This window comes from Pseudoalteromonas sp. 2CM36K, assembly GCF_023161865.1.
Taxonomy (GTDB): Bacteria; Pseudomonadota; Gammaproteobacteria; order Enterobacterales; family Alteromonadaceae; genus Pseudoalteromonas; species Pseudoalteromonas tetraodonis.
In genome coordinates, this window is the sequence record NZ_JALNTK010000026.1 from 18,781 (window position 1) to 31,956 (window position 13,176).

Annotated in this window: 15 protein-coding genes and 1 pseudogene; 11 read left to right on the forward strand and 5 right to left on the reverse strand. The window is 40.3% G+C overall.

Annotation, left to right across the window (positions count from 1 at the left end; all coding sequences use genetic code 11):
* Position 1: 1 nt before the first annotated feature.
* Together MTN97_RS15270 and MTN97_RS15275 are read right to left on the reverse strand one after the other, a co-directional pair.
* Entirely contained in the window at positions 2-535 is a 534-nt protein-coding gene (locus MTN97_RS15270; protein WP_214552688.1) for a hypothetical protein, read from the reverse strand.
* Between the two features lies 1 nt (position 536).
* Entirely contained in the window at positions 537-1,991 is a 1,455-nt protein-coding gene (locus MTN97_RS15275) for a HAMP domain-containing sensor histidine kinase (protein ID WP_036981480.1), read from the reverse strand.
* Positions 1,992-2,287: 296 nt separating this feature from the next.
* On the opposite strand from MTN97_RS15275, the gene MTN97_RS15280 reads away from it, so the two are divergent.
* The 5 genes from MTN97_RS15280 to MTN97_RS15300 all read left to right on the forward strand — a co-directional run bounded on the left by MTN97_RS15280 (position 2,288) and on the right by MTN97_RS15300 (position 5,292).
* A complete protein-coding gene (locus tag MTN97_RS15280; protein WP_036981479.1) occupies positions 2,288-2,521 on the forward strand; it encodes a cag pathogenicity island protein Cag25 in 234 nt (77 codons plus the stop codon).
* 12 nt (positions 2,522-2,533) lie between these two features.
* The gene (locus MTN97_RS15285; RefSeq protein WP_024602367.1) at positions 2,534-2,761 is read left to right on the forward strand and encodes a hypothetical protein; all 228 of its coding nucleotides are present in this window, start codon (positions 2,534-2,536) and stop codon (positions 2,759-2,761) included.
* Positions 2,762-2,917: 156 nt separating this feature from the next.
* Complete coding sequence (locus MTN97_RS15290) at positions 2,918-3,154, forward strand: EF-hand domain-containing protein (protein WP_010387655.1); 237 nt, start codon at positions 2,918-2,920, stop codon at positions 3,152-3,154.
* A gap of 8 nt (positions 3,155-3,162) precedes the next feature.
* Positions 3,163-3,399, forward strand: a complete 237-nt coding sequence (locus MTN97_RS15295; protein WP_248474799.1) for an EF-hand domain-containing protein — start codon at positions 3,163-3,165, stop codon at positions 3,397-3,399.
* Between the two features lie 204 nt (positions 3,400-3,603).
* Entirely contained in the window at positions 3,604-5,292 is a 1,689-nt protein-coding gene (locus MTN97_RS15300) for an amidohydrolase (RefSeq protein ID WP_248474800.1), read from the forward strand.
* Between the two features lie 17 nt (positions 5,293-5,309).
* Here MTN97_RS15300 and MTN97_RS15305 read toward each other — a convergent pair.
* A pseudogene (locus MTN97_RS15305) lies at positions 5,310-5,554 on the reverse strand (YgjV family protein).
* A 278-nt stretch (positions 5,555-5,832) separates the two neighbouring features.
* Here MTN97_RS15305 and MTN97_RS15310 point away from each other — a divergent pair.
* On the forward strand, positions 5,833-6,489 hold the full coding sequence (locus MTN97_RS15310; protein ID WP_013465733.1) for a Crp/Fnr family transcriptional regulator: 657 nt from the start codon (positions 5,833-5,835) through the stop codon (positions 6,487-6,489).
* 49 nt (positions 6,490-6,538) lie between these two features.
* Here the strand turns inward: MTN97_RS15310 and MTN97_RS15315 are convergent, their stop codons facing one another.
* Positions 6,539-7,105: a phosphoribosyltransferase gene (locus tag MTN97_RS15315; protein ID WP_008111161.1), complete on the reverse strand. Its 567-nt coding sequence runs from the start codon at positions 7,103-7,105 to the stop codon at positions 6,539-6,541.
* 175 nt (positions 7,106-7,280) lie between these two features.
* Complete coding sequence (gene pepB / locus MTN97_RS15320) at positions 7,281-8,579, reverse strand: aminopeptidase PepB (protein WP_069440153.1); 1,299 nt, start codon at positions 8,577-8,579, stop codon at positions 7,281-7,283.
* Between the two features lie 144 nt (positions 8,580-8,723).
* Here pepB and sfsA point away from each other — a divergent pair, with 144 nt between their 5' ends.
* The 5 genes from sfsA to folK all read left to right on the forward strand — a co-directional run bounded on the left by sfsA (position 8,724) and on the right by folK (position 13,172).
* Positions 8,724-9,443, forward strand: a complete 720-nt coding sequence (sfsA, locus tag MTN97_RS15325) for a DNA/RNA nuclease SfsA (RefSeq protein ID WP_036981466.1) — start codon at positions 8,724-8,726, stop codon at positions 9,441-9,443.
* Positions 9,444-9,725: 282 nt separating this feature from the next.
* The gene (gene dksA / locus MTN97_RS15330; RefSeq protein WP_248474801.1) at positions 9,726-10,169 is read left to right on the forward strand and encodes an RNA polymerase-binding protein DksA; all 444 of its coding nucleotides are present in this window, start codon (positions 9,726-9,728) and stop codon (positions 10,167-10,169) included.
* A 13-nt stretch (positions 10,170-10,182) separates the two neighbouring features.
* On the forward strand, positions 10,183-11,079 hold the full coding sequence (gene gluQRS / locus MTN97_RS15335; protein WP_248474802.1) for a tRNA glutamyl-Q(34) synthetase GluQRS: 897 nt from the start codon (positions 10,183-10,185) through the stop codon (positions 11,077-11,079).
* A 305-nt stretch (positions 11,080-11,384) separates the two neighbouring features.
* Entirely contained in the window at positions 11,385-12,683 is a 1,299-nt protein-coding gene (pcnB, locus tag MTN97_RS15340; RefSeq protein ID WP_175610030.1) for a polynucleotide adenylyltransferase PcnB, read from the forward strand.
* Positions 12,684-12,686: 3 nt separating this feature from the next.
* The gene (folK, locus tag MTN97_RS15345) at positions 12,687-13,172 is read left to right on the forward strand and encodes a 2-amino-4-hydroxy-6-hydroxymethyldihydropteridine diphosphokinase (protein WP_076920726.1); all 486 of its coding nucleotides are present in this window, start codon (positions 12,687-12,689) and stop codon (positions 13,170-13,172) included.
* Positions 13,173-13,176: the final 4 nt, after the last annotated feature.

The following is a 13,176-nucleotide window of genomic DNA, read 5'->3' on the forward strand; positions in this document are numbered from 1 at the left end:
GTTACTGCTCCTTGGTTTCTTCACGTAGTAAAAGTTGCTGTTCAATTGCGGCTAATGACGACAAGGTTTTTTGCATTTTGGCGTTCAATGCTTGCTGTTGTTTTTTTGCATCTATTTGCATTAATACGTGCTGTTTTTGCAGCCATAAATAGTGCTTTATATCATCGGGCCAATAGTACGCCTGATCCAGCTTAAGTAATTGACTCATAACAGTATCAGGGTCGCGACTAAGGTTGACGCATGCGGTATTAAAAAACGCTTTCAGTGCTTGCTCCCCTAAGTAAGTTTCATTGTCAGGCGCTAATTTAAAACCACCGCACTGATTGGCATGCCAAGCAATAACTTGCGCTGCAGAGGGATATATTGGCTCTGCTTTTGGCCGAGGTTTGGGGTTTGGCTGATTCGTTTTTTTATCTGGCTGAGAGGGTACATTTAATGCTGATTCACCCTGTGTTTGAGTGTTTGTTATTTCACACCCAGATAAAAAAACAAGACTGCTGGTTAGCCATACAATAGCCATTAAACGCGCAGACATATTATTTAACTCCTTTATTTTTATAGGGGATGACAATGTTAAATCGACAGCCTTGCGGCTCATTATGCTCAATTTTTAGTTGTCCATGTAACTGTTCAACTGACTCTTTGACTATAGTAAGGCCTAAACCACTGCCTTGTAAGCTAATCTCTTTGGTATGTTTACCTTGATAAAACGCCCCAAAAACATGTTCTCTTTCATGCTCTTTAATGCCACAGCCCTCATCTGCTACCTGCATATTTAGGCCGTTATTTTCTAGACTCAAGCTAATAGTAACGACTTGGTTTGGCTGAGAAAACTTTAAGCCATTGGAAATTAGCTGAATTAAAATCATTTCAATTAACTCCCGTGGCAAACTAAGAGAAATATTAGGTAAACTATTGTGCCATATAAGCGATTGTTCTCGCGCATTTAAGCGGTGCTCAAAGTGGTTATTTACCTTTTTTATTAGCTGATTAAATTCCACTTCACTGACGTTGTCTTTACTGGTGCGGATGGCGTTATAACTCAATAAACTGTCTATCATAGTACGTAGCCTCACCATCGATTGACTGATCAGCCCAAGTACCGCTTTTTGCTCGTTATTGATGGGGCCAACGATTTCATCGGCTAGTAATTCAGTGCCCTCAACCATAGAAGCCAAAGGGGTTTTTAATTCGTGAGTAACGTGGCGTAAAAATGTATCTTTTTGTTGTTCTAACATATGCAGCTGAGCTTGCACCCACTGCAACTTGTTACCTAACTCTATGAGTTCAGCTGATCCCTGCACCGATATTTTTTGCTGCCAATCTCCTTGGCCTAATTTATCAATCACTGAGGTTAAGCTTTTTAAGCGCCCGCTTATGCGCCACAAAAACCCGCCACCAACAAGTAGCGTTAAAGGCGTAAGTGCAACCAACCAGTTTATAAAGGAAGCTTGTAAATTTGTGAGCTTAATTTGGTTTTGAGTGATTTTGGCTTCATTTTCCTCACGTAACCACAATGTTAGCTCCGCTAGTATTTCGCTGATTGGCACAAATAATTCAGCTTGTTGACGCGCTTCAACCACAAGTTGAGTATGCGCCGTTTGCAAAGTATCCGTTAGCCGTTGCCATTGGTGTGTATTTGCTTGGTTATTTGAAAGCTGTTTTAGCTCATTGATGTTTTGCAATGATGATTGCCATTTATCTACGATTAGCTTATCGAGTGAGTCGCTCTTTAATACCCAGTTTTGTCTTGTTGCCCTTTCTAAACTATTAAGCTCTTGCTTAAGCACATTAAACGACTTAGTTACTTGGTAATTATTACTCACAATTTGCTGAGTGACCGCTAATTGCTTATTTAATACATTTAAAAACACAATAACTACTATAGATAAGGGCAGCAGCGACAACAGCATGCTCATTACAAATTGGCCAATTAAATTGGGGCGCCAATTTATCAATGCTTTATATTTTTCAGCCATGACTGCGGGCATACAAAAGTCCTTTGCTATTTTTTAACGTTCTATTATTAAGTGCTCAACTTATACACTCGCTGAACCATCAAGGATAAAAACCCCTACTGTCTCAAAATAGCGACAAGTTAAGCAATTGATTTAAAAAATTTTAAACGCTTATAACTGCAAAATTGTTGCATAAAACACACAGTTACTTGTAAAAATTACGCACCAACCACCACAAAAAAACATAACCCGCTGATTATTAATAAAAATTAATATTGGCATCATTTTTGTAATGGAAACATTAATATTAATTTTAAAAGAGCCAAGGAATGTTCAGAAATAATTTACAGAACGCTGCACTTATTGGTCTGTGCCTAACCAGTACTCATTTATTCGCTCTTGATGTAGATGCTGAATTTAATCGTTTAGACAAAGACAGTAATGGCACATTAAGTGAAGCTGAAGCAGGTGAAGATGCTTTATTACATGAGAACTTTGCACAGATAGACACCGATGAAAACGGACTCATATCTCTAAACGAATTTAAGCTGTTTATAAAATAAAGGAGTACATTCATGAAACAACTAATTGGTGCTTTTTCGCTCCTATTTTTAGCTATTAGTGCCACCGCACTGGCATCGCCATTAAATGTACGTTTTATGCATTTAGATAAAAATATGGATGACCAAATATCGCTTGTTGAGGCAAAGCAAGATAAACAATTACTTAAGCAGTTTGCCGATTTAGACAAAGATAACAACGAGATGATTTCTAAAAAAGAATTCCAAAACTTTAAACCTTAAGTTTAGATTCAAGTTTAATCTATTAGTATAGAGTTAAAAGCACTTGCCATAATCCCTGAGGGAGTGTGTAAACGGATTTAATGTTGGGAGTTAAATTATGGCAAGTGCTTTCTTTCAATACTGTCAGCAATTAAAATACACCTTGGAACGCCAACTATGAGAATACTGCTTCCCTTTATTGGTGCTTTACTTTTTATCAGCCAAAGTGCATTCGCACTTGATGTAAAGCAACGCTTTGACCACTTGGACAAAAATAATGATGGATATTTAACCCATAGCGAGCTTGCTGCTCAGCCTCAGCTATTAAACTCATTTTCAAATTGGGATGAAAATCAAGATAACAGAATTTCTTTAACTGAGTTTAAAAACTACTTAACCACTAACCTGTACTGAGCATTTATATGAAGCCTTTTCATAATATTATTTTACTAACACTGACTGTTTTTAGCTGTATGAGTGTTGCAACAAGCAGTTATATTGCCGAAAAGTTTGAAAAACTTGACCGCAACCAAGATGGCTTTTTAACTTACCCTGAAGCTGCCAGTGATCCTGCTTTATGGTCACGTTTTGGCAGTTATGACCGTGATAAAGACGCACAATTATCATTAAGCGAATACAGCTTGTACGCCAGTAAATAAATAGCCCCACTCAATTAAAGCTTGGTTAACAATATCAAGCTTGAAAAAGTTTAACTCCTATTGTTAACACATCCTATTTCACCCTTAACTTGTTGCTTGCTTTAGCTAAAAGCTGACTTATACGACGCTTAATAAATTATGCTATTGGTATTCTAAATTTGAGTTTGCTACTGTGATAGTACAAATAATAACAACATACCTCTTATGCAACTCAATAAATTAATTAAACCGGTATTACTAGCAAGCCTCTGCGCCTTATCTAGTGTGGCAATTGCACAAACGAAAGTAATATATAATGCCAATGGCTACACCCCTTTATACAAAGGAAAAATGCGCCATGGCGAAGTAAATACGTTTACGACCTTAGTTATAAAAGATGGCAAAATAGTTAAAACAGGTCCAGACAGCTTGAAAAATAGCTTTCCGGGCGCAACCCTAATTGACGCGAAAGGCAAAACACTACTCCCAGGGCTCATTGATGCCCATGGACATGTCATCGGACTGGGTGAAAACTTGTCACAGCTTGATGTGCGCGGTGCAAAATCAGTCGATGAAATAACCGCTAAGCTCAACGAATTTGCCAAAGGTAAAGAAGGTTGGCTCATTGGTCGGGGCTGGAACCAAGAGCTATGGTCCGACACGCGTTTCCCTACCGCTGCTGATTTAGACAAAGTCGTCAGCGACCGCCCTGTTATTTTATCGCGAGTAGATGGTCACGCCATTTGGGTTAATTCAAAAGCACTAGAACTTGCCAATATTAATGCTGACACACCAGCCCCAGCAGGTGGAGAAATTATAAAAGACGAGTTTGGCAAACCAACCGGTATTTTTATAGATAAAGCAGAGACCTTGGTTACCCAGCATATGCCTGCAACGTCTGCGCAATCGGTTAGCAATGCATTAGATGCCGCAGGTAAACATTTGTTAAGCTTAGGCATTACCTCAACACACGATGCAGGTATTGATAAAACCACGTGGCAAGTTTATAAACAGCGCGCTGAGTTAGGTACATTACCGCTTAGAATTGTAGCGATGTTAAGTGCAGCAAGCCCAGATTTAAACATGATGCTTAAAGCGGGTCGGTATCAAGATGCTAAAGATTTTTTATCTATTCGCAGTGTAAAAATTTACGCTGACGGTGCCTTAGGGTCACGCGGTGCCGCGCTTATTGAAGAATACGCAGACAGAGCAAACCACTTTGGCCTAATGCTTGAAACCCAACAAAAGCTAGAACAATTATTTACACTCACTTTTAAAAGCGGGTTTAGTGCAAATACCCACGCCATTGGCGATAGAGCAAATAAAATTGTGCTCGATGCCTATCAAAATGTATTTAAGCAAACCGGTGGTATACTACTGCGTAATCGCATGGAGCATGCACAAATAGTCTCGCCGGAGGATATACCGCGCTTTAAAACCCTGAAAATAATTCCATCAATGCAACCTGTGCATGCTACATCTGACATGCATATGGCAGAGCAGCGTTTAACCGATAAACAACTCAAAGGCGCATACGCTTGGCAAACATTCTTAGAGCAGGGGTCGACTATTGCAGCGGGTTCTGATTACCCTGTCGAGCTGGCGAATCCGTTTGATGGCTTATATTCTGCCATTACACGTATGGATCATAATCAATTGCCTGAAAATGGTTGGTGCGCCAGTGAAGTGTTAAGCAGAGAAGATGCATTACATGCGTTTACCCTTGGCGGCGCGTATGCAGCGCATCAAGAGTTTAAAGTAGGGAGTTTAGAGCAAGGTAAATGGGCTGACTTTATACTGGTTGATCAAGACTACTTTAAAGTCCCCATTGAGCAGCTATACAAAACTCAGGTGCTGCAAACGTGGATTGCGGGTACGTTACGCTACGAAAAAGACGCTGCAAAAGCTGAGTAATTAAAAACAAAAAAGGGTTAACTTGCGTTAACCTTTTTTGTATCAACTTTTGACTGACGATATAGCTTAATAATGTGATAAATATTAACCAAAGCCAACAAGCCGTTGGTAAAAGCCACCGGCATTGAGCCTATAGCCGCACCGTAAAAGTAAACGCAATACAGCCCAATAAATTAAACCAACGTAGTTTGGTTACATCAGTCATGGTTAATGATATGACTAATAAGACGGATGCTAAATAACCTAAATATTCCCAACTCAATTGTTCTCTCCTAGGCTTTAGGTTAGTATTACGCGTTAAATTTTAGTACATTATTAAGCTACGCTACGCAGTAGTTAAAATAAAAAAGCTAACTTACCAATAAAACCTTAAAATATACTGGTTAATACCACAATTTTTAATCATTACACGGAAGAATGAAGGTCATTTAACGCTGTTAATTATATTAACGGCGTGGGCAAGTTAGCATAAATTCTTAATCTTAATGCTATCGTCATTAAGGTGTAATAAATAGGACAATTGTCCGAAGAGCATGATTGATGTTTCAATACCATTTTTCCAGTTACCTTGTTGATCAACTGCTGACGTTTGCCGGCAGTAGTTTTCAGCAATCAAAAAAAGAAATATTAATACAGCAAGACCAACCGTTAACTAAGTTGGTGTTAGTGCGAAGTGGAACTGTATCGTTTAGTTACGATGTAGGTAATGGCAGGCGCCTGCTTCTTGGCCAACTCGACTGTAACAATACCCTAATTGGCGAAATTGAAGCACTTAATAATAACCCCTGCATTTACACGGTAACCTGCTTTAGTGATGTCACGTACAACTTGATTGAATTAAAACATTGGCGCGCATTATTGCTCGATAAACCCGAGCTAAGCTTATATACGGCGCAAACGATTGCGGCTAAGTTTCAAGAAAATCAAAAAATTAATTTAGATAAGCTGTTACTGCCGTTGAGCTACAATATTGCCAAAGACTGCTTATTACGTGCAGAGAATAACAATCCCACTTTATTACGTGCTTACCCTACGGTAAATGCAGAAGCTGAGCGCTTTGCAACCACTGAGCGTGCATACAGGCGTGTAGTGAGTGAGTTAGTAGAGAAAAACTTAGTGCAAAGAAGCACACAAGGACTACAAGCTGTCGATATTCCTAAATTAAGTGACTATGTAGATAGCTTTGCACAGCTTTAAAGACAATAAAAAAGGCCATTAAGGCCTTTTTTATTGAGCAAAATCACGTTTACTTTTCAAGTAAAATATCGTGGATTTTAGCTAAATCAGATTTACCTTCAATAATTTCATCCGGCGTTAAACCTGATAATTCATGCGGGAATACTAACCATTCTTCAGATTCATGAATGTAGTAATCAGGCACTGTATCAACTTTTGAATTTTTTGGCTTGTAGTATGGACAAGCAATACGAATATCACGTGGTAAGTTTAAACGCATTAGCTCAGAAAGCTTCTCTTTTAACGCTACAATACTACGACCTGAGTCAAAAACATCGTCAACAATCAGTAAAGAGTCACCAGCATTTGCGTTTTCAACTATGTAGTGTAAACCATGTACTTTGATTTCTTTTGATTGCTTACCAATACCGTAATAAGACGAGGTACGAACCGCAATGTGATCCGTTTCTATGCCTTTGTAATCATAATATTCCTGAACCGCTATCCCAATTGGAGCACCACCGCGCCATATACCAATAATAAAATCTGGACGAAAGCCATCTTTATACACTTGTGCCGCTACGCGGAATGAATCTTCAAGTAATTGTTGAGCCGTGATATAGCACTTTTCTGACATAATAAGGATCCCAGTGGTATGTATAATATTTGAGCGAGGTTTAAATAAAAATAGATGCCCAAACACGTAATGGCGAAAGATTTTACCGTAAATAAAACAAAATTGCTTGTTTGACGGATAAAAAAATAGGCACCCTAAGGTACCTATTTTTTAACTAATGCGTAATCTCAGTAGATTATGCCTTTTCAAGTAGGGTGCGTGCTACGGTGCGCATACCTTGTGTAGTTGCACCTGAAGCCCATTGACTTGTGCTACCACCCATATTAAATGCAGCAGCTAAATCGATGTGTACCCAGCCTTTGCCATCGTTTGGCACAAAGCGAGATAAGAAACCAGCGGCGTTAGATGCACCACCGAAACCACCGCCTTTTTGGGCGCGGCTATTTGCTGTATCCGCATACGGCGATGGGCAGTTTTGTTGATGCCACTTTTCAAGTGGTAATGGCCAAGCGGCTTCCATTTCTTGTGACGCAAAGTCTTCCACTTCACGCACTAGCTCTTTATCAAGGGCAAACAATGCGTTGTACTCTTGACCAACAGCAACAAGGGCGGCACCTGTAAGGGTTGCCGCATCAATAATAAGTGGAGCGCCTGTCTCGCCTGCGGCCATTAGGCCATCAGCTAATACTAAACGCCCTTCAGCATCGGTATTTACAATTTCAACGGTTGTGCCATTTTTGTAGGTAAGAATGTCACCTAGTTTGTATGCATGACCGGAAATTAAGTTCTCAGCACAACATAAAAACAGTTTAATACGCTTTTCTACGCCACGGCTAATTGCCAGTGCCAAACCTGCGGTTACCGTTGCTGCACCACCCATGTCGCACTTCATACCCAACATACCTTCGCTTGGTTTAATTGAGTAACCACCTGAGTCAAACGTAATACCTTTACCAACAAGTGCTGCGCTTACCGGTGCGTTCTCATCGCCAGTTGGGTTGTAATCAAGCTCAAGTAATACTGGCGGACGCTCACTACCACGACCTACGGCATGAATACCAATCCACTGCTGTTCCAATAGCGCATCGCCTTTTATTATTTGATAGCTAACATGCTCTGGTGCAAGTGATTGAATAAATTCAGCGGCTTTTTCAGCCAAGCTTTCTGGGTAAATGTCATCGGCGGTGCCATTGATCATTTCGCGCGCCCACGTTGCCGATGCTTTTAAATCAGCGAGTTCTTTAAGATCAGATTGTGCGTTATCAACAAACTCAACACCGTTTAGTACTTTTGGTGATACAAAGCCTTGGTAAAAAGCCCATTGGCTCTCTGTACACCATACATCACCTTCAAGCACAACACTTTTAATGCCTTGGCTGGCAATAGTACGACCTGCTTTTTGCACATTTTTTAATGTTTCTTGCTCAGATAAATGAACCGTTGCGCCGTGTTCGTTAAAAGATAGTGACGCACTTTCGCCCCAATGCCCTGGTGCCGATTGCTCGCTTAATTGAACAACAAATTTTTCACTCATGTTAGAATATCCTTGCACTTAAATGTGTGATTGAGTTTACTATAGCGCGCTTAAGTTCCCAACTGCTTGCGGTAAATAACCTCAAATAGTCCGTAAAGTCTTATTTTACTTAACCTGAATTCTGGTTATAAAAGGAAGTCATTAATGAAGTACACCCCGCCATTACAATCTGCTACGTTATTAAAACGTTACAAACGCTTTTTAGCTGATTTAGAGCTCAGTGATGGCACTACTTTTACCGCTCACTGTGCTAATACGGGTAAGATGACGGGCTGTGCCGATGCCGGTTTTACTGCCTTTTATTCCACCAGCAGTAATACTAAGCGAAAGTACCCGCAGTCATTAGAGCTGACGCAAAATAACTTATCACAACTTATTTGTGTAAATACAGCCGTTGCCAATAAAGTGGTCGAAGAAGCACTTAATAATGGGGTTATTGATGAGCTTACAGGCTATCAACACATACAAAGTGAAGTGAAGTATGGCAGTGAAAACAGCCGCATCGACTTTTTACTTACCCACAGCAGCAAAGCCAATTGTTATGTTGAAGTTAAATCAGTCACGCTGCTGAGCGAAGATCGTCCACAAAGCGGTCAAGGCTACTTCCCTGACGCCCAAACTGTTCGTGGGCAAAAGCATATTCGTGAATTAATCGACATGGTAAAACAAGGGCATCGAGCGGTATTACTATTTGCAGTGCTGCACCAAGGCATCACACAAGTCAGTGCTGCGGTGCATATTGACCCAACCTATGCACAATTGCTTAGCGAGGCCATTGAGCAAGGCGTAGAAGTATTAGCTTATAAAGCACACATTTCTGCCAGTGAAGTTACTTTAATTGAGAAAGTAGCATTTGTTGAGTAAAAAGAGCGCATTTAAGCGTTGGTATTTCGCCACGCCCAAAAAATACTTATCCGAAAAGTAAAAGATAAGTTGTTTTTATTATTTTTGCCCACATAACAACGCCAGTTTATAAACCGATACTGTAATAAAAAATATAAACACTGCTTTTGCTACTTTTATATGGGTAAACAGGGTTGAAGCTAATTCGATTATTTAAAAATAAATTTGCCTAGGGTATGAGTTTCTGCTATTTATACCGCCGGCTAATGCTGAGGCATTAAATTAAGGATTTAGGAGAGAGTTATGCCAGACCAAAAAAGACATGGTTTATTGGCTCAAGCCGGTTTAGAACCATACCAAGAAAAATCGGGTGAAGAGTACATGAATGAAGCACAACGTGCTCATTTTAAAACAATTTTAGAAACTTGGCGTAATGATTTACGAAACGAAGTTGATCGTACTAAGTCACACATGCAAGACGAAGCAGCTAACTTTCCTGATCCCGTTGACCGCGCAGCACAAGAAGAAGAGTTCTCATTAGAGCTTCGTACTCGTGACCGCGAACGCAAATTAATTAAGAAAATTGAAAAAACAATCAACTTAATTAAAGAAGACGAGTTTGGTTTTTGTGAGTCTTGTGGTATTGAAATTGGTATTCGTCGTTTAGAAGCACGTCCTACTGCTGATTTATGCGTAGACTGTAAAACACTTGCCGAAATTAAAGAAAAACAAGCTGGACGCGGCTAATTAAGTTATAGCCATGTCTTCTACAGCCGTTACCGCGCAAGTATCTGACTATCGCGGCCGATTTGCACCGTCTCCTTCGGGGCCGTTACATTTTGGCTCACTTGTGGCGGCTGTAGGTAGCTACCTAGATGCAAAAGTTAACCAAGGAAAGTGGTTAGTTCGCATTGAAGATATAGACACTACTCGCGTTGTAAAAGGCGCCGCCACCGATATCCTAAATACCTTAGACGCCTACTGCCTTAATTGGGATGAAAACGTTGTGTATCAAACACAGCGTCTTACTATTTATCAAGATGCAGTAAACTCACTGTCAAAACAACACCTTATTTATGCCTGCCAATGCTCTCGTAAGCAAATAAAAGCCCTCGGCGGTATTTATCAAGGGCAATGTAAACATAGCCAACTCAGAGAACAGGGTCATGCCCTTCGCTTAACTCAATGCCATGCAACCGTGACTTATAACGACCTTATTCAGGGACGTATTGACGTTGACCCTGCTCTGGCCCATGAAGATTACATTATAAAACGTAGCGACGGTTTATTTGCCTATCAACTGGTGGTGGTTATTGATGACATTGAGCAAGGGATCAATCGAATTGTACGAGGCGCTGATCTACTTGAACCTACCGCCCGTCAAATAAGTCTGTTTAAGCAACTTAATAACCCTATTCCAGAATTTGCTCATTTACCTTTAGCGGTAGCAAAACCAGGGTTTAAACTGTCTAAGCAAAATTATGCCCCTGCAATTTGCAAACAAAATCCAAAACCCACTTTAATAGCTGTATTTAAATTTTTAGGCTTGCCAATACATGAGCAACTAATGGATTTAACCTGCGAACAATTACTCGCTTGGGCCGTGGCACATTTTAACTTAAGCCTTGTTCCTGCTAAGCGTGAAATACAGATTTAACCTCCCTTTACGTATTACGTGGAATTAATTCAAATAAAATCGTTAAAAATGGCTTAATTTCAGTGCTGCAACTTAATTTTTTTACCTTGCTGGTATATGATAGCCGCCTAAATATATGCTAATTACATTAAGCAGTAAAAATAACGCTTTAAGCGAATACTTGCTGTGATTTTGATTGCAATGGCGAGTAAATCAACCGCTTCTCTAGGAGACAGACTATTATTTCCAAGCTTTTTCAATTTTGTCGACAAATTATCGGCCCAAGTGCCAATAACGAAAATGTCGCAATCAGCAGTGAGCCGTTAGTGATCCCTAGAGGTGAGCATGGTATTTCTCGCAAACAATTTAGCCCAAATGCAATCAAAGTACTCTATCGCCTAAAAGATGGTGGCTATGATGCCTACTTAGTTGGTGGTTGCATTCGCGATGTATTGTTAGGCCAACAACCTAAAGATTTTGATGTTGTAACCAATGCAACCCCTGAGCAAGTTAAAAAACTGTTTCGTAACTGCCGTTTAATTGGCCGCCGCTTTCGTTTAGCGCACATTGTTTTTGGTCGTGAGATTATTGAAGTGGCCACCATGCGCGGCCATCACGAAGCACAAGAAGATAAAAATCAAATTAGCCAATCAAGCGAACATGGGCAACTACTTCGCGACAACGTATTTGGCAGCATTGAAGAAGATGCCGAGCGTCGTGATTTTTCAATCAATGCCTTATATTACTCAATCAATGATTTTTGTATTTATGATTACGCCAATGGTTTAGCGGCCATAAAGGCAAAACAAATAGAGTTAATTGGCGATCCTGAAACACGCTACCGTGAAGACCCCGTGCGTATGCTTCGCGCAGTGCGCTTTGCCACCAAGTTAGATATGCAAATAGCGCCAGCAAGCGAAAAGCCGATTACCGAATTAGCGAGCTTGCTTGATAATATTCCGCCAGCGCGTTTATTTGAAGAAATACTCAAGCTATTTTTAAACGGCAAAGCACAGCAAAACTTTGTAATGCTGCGTCAGTACGGTTTATTTAAATCGTTGTTCCCAGAACTTGACCGGATTTTAGATAAAAACCCAGACGGGCTTGAAGAAACCTTCATCAAGCAAATGTTTGCAAACACTGACATCCGTATTAATTCAGATAAAAAAGTCACTCCTGCATTCGTATTTGCAGCATTACTGTGGTTCCCGCTGATTGAGCGTACTGAAAAAATTAGACGCCAAGAGCAACTATCAGAATACGATGCATTTGCTCAAGCAATTAATAAAGTACTGAGTGAGAATGCCCAACATATTGCCGTACCAAAACGCTTTACGTTAGGTGCTCGTGATATTTGGCATATTCAACAACGCTTAGATAAACGTGCAGGCCAACGTGCCTATCGTTTAACACAGCAGCCGCGCTTTAAAGCCGCTTATGATTTTTTACTATTGCGTGTTGATGCTGGTGAAACTGAGCATACAGAGCTGGCACAGTGGTGGACACAGTACTTAGGTCAAGATATTAATGGCCAAAAAGAAATGGTGCGAGAGCTTGGTCATCAAGGTGGCCCAAAGCCACGCAAGCGACCTCGTCGTCGTACTACTAAAAAGCCAGCTGAGTAAATAATGCAACGTGTCTATTTGGGTTTAGGTGCAAACCTTAACAGCCCTAAAAAACAACTTGATAACGCTGTTATTGCACTTAAAAGCTTGCCAAACAGCGAACTTATAGCCTGCTCGCATTATTATGCGAGCAAGCCTATGGGACCACAAGATCAACCTGATTATGTGAATGCAGTCGCCTGTATCAACACTTCACTTGAGCCAGAGCAACTACTCGATTTAACCCAAGCGATAGAGCTAGAACATGGTCGAGTCAGAAAAGCTGAGCGCTGGGGCGCACGCACACTGGATATTGATATTTTATTATTTGGTGAGCAGGTTATAAATACTAAACGTTTAACGGTGCCTCATTACGGGTTAAACGAGAGAGAATTTGTTGTTTACCCGCTGCAAGAAATTGCACCCGAACTTATTTTACCAAGCGGCGTATCTATCAAACAGATAGCAAATAACCTACCGCTTAACGACTTACAACAATTACCGCTGTAATTAA

What these genes read in the sequence shown, in the direction of transcription:
- MTN97_RS15285 (WP_024602367.1), top strand. Translation starts at nt 2,534, where the DNA reads ATGAAACAACTAATTGGTGCTTTTTCGCTCCTATTTTTAGCTATTAGT.
- MTN97_RS15295 (WP_248474799.1), top strand. Translation starts at nt 3,163, where the DNA reads ATGAAGCCTTTTCATAATATTATTTTACTAACACTGACTGTTTTTAGC.
- MTN97_RS15280 (WP_036981479.1), top strand. Translation starts at nt 2,288, where the DNA reads ATGTTCAGAAATAATTTACAGAACGCTGCACTTATTGGTCTGTGCCTA.
- MTN97_RS15300 (WP_248474800.1), top strand. Translation starts at nt 3,604, where the DNA reads ATGCAACTCAATAAATTAATTAAACCGGTATTACTAGCAAGCCTCTGC.
- MTN97_RS15270 (WP_214552688.1), bottom strand. Translation starts at nt 535, where the DNA reads ATGTCTGCGCGTTTAATGGCTATTGTATGGCTAACCAGCAGTCTTGTT.
- MTN97_RS15275 (WP_036981480.1), bottom strand. Translation starts at nt 1,991, where the DNA reads ATGCCCGCAGTCATGGCTGAAAAATATAAAGCATTGATAAATTGGCGC.
- folK (WP_076920726.1), top strand. Translation starts at nt 12,687, where the DNA reads ATGCAACGTGTCTATTTGGGTTTAGGTGCAAACCTTAACAGCCCTAAA.
- gluQRS (WP_248474802.1), top strand. Translation starts at nt 10,183, where the DNA reads ATGTCTTCTACAGCCGTTACCGCGCAAGTATCTGACTATCGCGGCCGA.
- MTN97_RS15315 (WP_008111161.1), bottom strand. Translation starts at nt 7,105, where the DNA reads ATGTCAGAAAAGTGCTATATCACGGCTCAACAATTACTTGAAGATTCA.
- pepB (WP_069440153.1), bottom strand. Translation starts at nt 8,579, where the DNA reads ATGAGTGAAAAATTTGTTGTTCAATTAAGCGAGCAATCGGCACCAGGG.
- MTN97_RS15310 (WP_013465733.1), top strand. Translation starts at nt 5,833, where the DNA reads ATGTTTCAATACCATTTTTCCAGTTACCTTGTTGATCAACTGCTGACG.
- MTN97_RS15290 (WP_010387655.1), top strand. Translation starts at nt 2,918, where the DNA reads ATGAGAATACTGCTTCCCTTTATTGGTGCTTTACTTTTTATCAGCCAA.
- sfsA (WP_036981466.1), top strand. Translation starts at nt 8,724, where the DNA reads ATGAAGTACACCCCGCCATTACAATCTGCTACGTTATTAAAACGTTAC.
- dksA (WP_248474801.1), top strand. Translation starts at nt 9,726, where the DNA reads ATGCCAGACCAAAAAAGACATGGTTTATTGGCTCAAGCCGGTTTAGAA.